We start from the raw sequence: 3,326 nt of genomic DNA on the forward strand, positions 1-3,326 counted from the left end.
AGGACGATGACGAGTTCGTCCTCGACGATGACGACGAGGACGACTGAGAAGCTCGGGAATCTCTCGCAGGATCCGAGCCGAGTCTCTAGGCGGACGGACTCCATGAGATCTGGTCGAGCACCTCGGCGATCTCCGCGGCCAGTTCGACCTCACTGCCGGTGACCTCGGCCAGCTGTGCCGGAGTGCGGGGCGAGACCAGAGTGCTCGCGATTCCGTGCTGCCGGTTGAAGGCCAAGGCGATGTCGACTGTCGACACACCCAACGCGGTCGCGGCACGACGGACGCCTGCGAGTACCCGGTTCGATCGTTCGTCGAGATAGGCACCGGCGTAGTCGCTCAGCTCCCCCGCCAGGCGGGAATCCTGCGGAGTCGCGTTCCGGTATTTGTCGGTGAGCACTCCGCGGCCCAGTCCCGCTCCGGCGATGAGCGAGACTCCCGCATATTCGGCCGCGGGAATGAGCTCTGCTTCGGCCTCGCGGTTGAGCAGCGAGTATTCGGCGACGGCGCAGGCCACCGGAATTCCGGCTCCGCGCATCTCCGCCAGCTGCCACCCGGTGTGGTGGGACACCCCGACGTAGCGGACCTTCCCCAGCGTGAGCAGCGTCTCAACGGCCGAGGCGGTCTCGGCACGGTCGACTTCGGCGTCGAAGACGTCGAGGACGAGCACATCGAGGTGATCGCGTCCCACCGTGCGCAGGAGCGTGTCGACCCGGCTGAGAATTCTCGCACGCCCGAGCCCGACCTCGATGTGGTCGGGCTCACTCAGGGACACGCCCACTCGGGACAGCAGCAGAATCTCTTCGGGAAGTCTCAGCCGCCCGAGTACCTCTGCGGAGGCTGTGGCCGAGCTCGGCAGCTCGATGAGGTTGCCACCTGCGTCGATGTAGCTATCGACGAGGAGCTGGGCGACCTGGTCATCGACCCGATGCCCCCACTCGAAGGTCCCGAGACCCACATCGCTGATTTCCAGACCGGTGGTGCCGAGGCGTTGGTGCTTCATGCTTCTTGAGGTTACCTGATGCTGCGACTACCGTGGTTTCGTTCCCACCTCATAATCTCAAGGAGTCGTATGTACGACTGGCTGGTCGCCGCCGTGCTCGGAATCGTTCAGGCACTCACCGAGTTCCTCCCGATCTCGTCGTCGGCGCACGTGCGCATCGTCGGCGAACTCATGCTTCCGGGGTCCGATCCGGGTGCGTTCTTCACCGCCATCATCCAGATCGGCACCGAGGCGGCCGTCGTCGTCTACTTCTGGCGCGATATCGTCACGATCATCTCGAAATGGTGCAAAGCGCTCGTCGGCAAGCATGATCGCAAGGACCCCGAGGTGCGCCTGGGTTGGCTCATCATCGTCGGCTCGATCCCCATCGTCATCATCGGCCTGCTCTTCCAGGACTACATCGAGGGTGCTCTGCGCAGTCTCTGGATCACGGCGACGATGCTCATCGTCTTCGGTCTCATCATCGGCATCGCCGACTGGGCGGGGAAACGCGAACGCACCCTTGAGGATATGAACTGGGGTCAGGGCATCCTGTTCGGTTTTGCTCAGGCGCTCGCCGTCGTCCCCGGCGTGTCACGATCCGGCGGTACGATCATGGCCGGCCGGTTCATGGGCTTCGATCGTCCCTCCGCGGCTCGCTACTCGTTCCTGCTCGCCATTCCCGCCGTCGTCGGGTCGGGCCTCTACGGCGTGGCGCAGACGCTCGGTCGCAGTGAGGCCATGGTGCTCGGCTGGGGACCGACGATACTGGCCACGGTCATCTCCTTCGCTCTCGGCCTCGTCGTCATCCACTGGTTCCTCAAGTATGTGGAGACGAAGTCGTTCGCCATCTTCGTCTGGTACCGCGTGGCTTTGGGCATCGTCCTCTACATCTTGCTCGGCACGGGAGTCCTCGCCGCAGTCTGAGTCGACATCGCGACCTGTTCCGACAGACCCTGATCCCGGCATTCGCCCACGAGTGCCGGGATCAGCGCATTCCGCCGCCGCCGACCGTGGCCGACTGGGCGAGTCCGGCGGCTGTCACCGACATCGCGGCGAGCACCGGCTTGTCACCGGAGAAGTCGATGACCGTGAACGACCCGGGAGCGACGCTCAGCCGCTGGAAATCGTCGAGCGGCATTCCCAGCGCATCGGCGATGATCGCCTTGATGATGTCTCCGTGGGAGACGATCATCGCCCACCGAGGCGGCGCCGACTTCCCCGCGTCGGTTCCGGAATCCGCGGCGGACTCGAGTTCCGCATGGGTACGCTCCTCTTCGCGCAGCTGAGCCACGAGGTCACGGACACGGGCAGTCGAGCGCTCGGCCGCCTCGGTGATGGATTCCCCTCCGGGGAACCTGGCCTGCGACGCCGTCTTCACCACGGTCGCCCACAGGGGCTCCTGCCCCAGCTCTGTGAGCGATCGGCCCGTCCACTCGCCGTAGTCGAGTTCGATGACAGCCTCGTCGACCTCGATGCGATCGAAGTCAGCTGCCTCAGCTGCGATCGATGCGGTCTGTTCGCAGCGTTGCAGGGGCGAATGCAGAAGCTGGGAGAAACGCCGGTGCGGCAGCAGCTCGAGGTTGGCCCGCAGCGCCCGTGTTCCCTCATCGGTGAGGGACACGCCGGGCGCGCGTCCGGCCAGGATTCCGGAGACGTTGGCGTCGGAGAGACCGTGCCGCAGCAGAACGATGACGGGCATACCGTCAAGATTAGCCCAGATCGTCTAGGCTGAGGTTATGAAACGTCAGCGTCCACGTATGACCTACGAGTTCCGGAAAGTCTCGTTCTCCCGGGATGTGCCGCGGTCGGTCAGCCTGCAGGAACTCAACGACCAGTCGGAATACGGACAGTGGGAGCTCGCCCGCACCCGCATCTCCGTCGGCGGAGTCCGTACCGTGTGGCTGCGCCGCAAGATCATGCCGCTGGCGGTCAGCAGCTGATCGGTTGGGGTCTCCTCTTCGGGAATTTGATCGGGGCATTGGCACTCGATGCAGTGCTGCCGATTCCCGGCTCCGATGTCACGCTGATCACGGTGCTCAGCGCCGGCGGAGTGCTCGTCGGGATCGTCATGACCGTGCTGCCGGTGCCGGTCGGACCGTCAGCAGCGGTCAGGCCCTCATCAGTGCTCAGGCCTTCATCAGAAAGTCGCCGAGGACCCGCGTCCCGAACTTGAGCGCCGAGATCGGCACTCTCTCGTCGACGCCGTGGAACATAGCCGGAAAGTCGAGGTCGCCGGTGAGTTGGAGCGGGGCGAAACCGTAGCCGGTGATGCCGAGTTCGGCCATCGATTTGTTGTCCGTGCCACCGGAGAGAGTGTAGGGCAGGACGTTCGCACTCGGATCAT

General features: G+C 64.6%; 4 protein-coding genes and 1 pseudogene. 2 read left to right on the forward strand and 3 right to left on the reverse strand.

Annotation, left to right across the window (positions count from 1 at the left end; genetic code table 11):
- Window positions 1-85 precede the first annotated feature (85 nt).
- Complete coding sequence (locus tag ACTIIH_RS16105) at window positions 86-1,000, reverse strand: aldo/keto reductase (RefSeq protein ID WP_441452832.1); 915 nt, start codon at window positions 998-1,000, stop codon at window positions 86-88.
- 69 nt (window positions 1,001-1,069) lie between these two features.
- Between ACTIIH_RS16105 and ACTIIH_RS16110 the strand changes: the two genes are divergently transcribed.
- On the forward strand, window positions 1,070-1,906 hold the full coding sequence (locus ACTIIH_RS16110; RefSeq protein ID WP_441452833.1) for an undecaprenyl-diphosphate phosphatase: 837 nt from the start codon (window positions 1,070-1,072) through the stop codon (window positions 1,904-1,906).
- Window positions 1,907-1,967: 61 nt separating this feature from the next.
- Here the strand turns inward: ACTIIH_RS16110 and ACTIIH_RS16115 are convergent, their stop codons facing one another.
- The gene (locus ACTIIH_RS16115) at window positions 1,968-2,681 is read right to left on the reverse strand and encodes a histidine phosphatase family protein (protein WP_441452834.1); all 714 of its coding nucleotides are present in this window, start codon (window positions 2,679-2,681) and stop codon (window positions 1,968-1,970) included.
- Window positions 2,682-2,739: 58 nt separating this feature from the next.
- On the opposite strand from ACTIIH_RS16115, the gene ACTIIH_RS16120 reads away from it, so the two are divergent.
- The gene (locus tag ACTIIH_RS16120; RefSeq protein ID WP_441452835.1) at window positions 2,740-2,922 is read left to right on the forward strand and encodes a DUF5703 family protein; all 183 of its coding nucleotides are present in this window, start codon (window positions 2,740-2,742) and stop codon (window positions 2,920-2,922) included.
- A 186-nt stretch (window positions 2,923-3,108) separates the two neighbouring features.
- On the opposite strand, the pseudogene ACTIIH_RS16125 reads toward ACTIIH_RS16120, so the two are convergent.
- A pseudogene (locus tag ACTIIH_RS16125) lies at window positions 3,109-3,326 on the reverse strand (M20/M25/M40 family metallo-hydrolase); the annotation flags it as partial.

This window comes from Brevibacterium sp. (assembly GCF_052105255.1).
GTDB classification, from domain to species: Bacteria; Actinomycetota; Actinomycetes; order Actinomycetales; family Brevibacteriaceae; genus Brevibacterium; species Brevibacterium linens_B.

Coding starts and splice junctions, on each gene's coding strand:
- ACTIIH_RS16105 (WP_441452832.1), bottom strand. CDS start 1,000: ATGAAGCACCAACGCCTCGGCACCACCGGTCTGGAAATCAGCGATGTG.
- ACTIIH_RS16120 (WP_441452835.1), top strand. CDS start 2,740: ATGACCTACGAGTTCCGGAAAGTCTCGTTCTCCCGGGATGTGCCGCGG.
- ACTIIH_RS16110 (WP_441452833.1), top strand. CDS start 1,070: ATGTACGACTGGCTGGTCGCCGCCGTGCTCGGAATCGTTCAGGCACTC.
- ACTIIH_RS16115 (WP_441452834.1), bottom strand. CDS start 2,681: ATGCCCGTCATCGTTCTGCTGCGGCACGGTCTCTCCGACGCCAACGTC.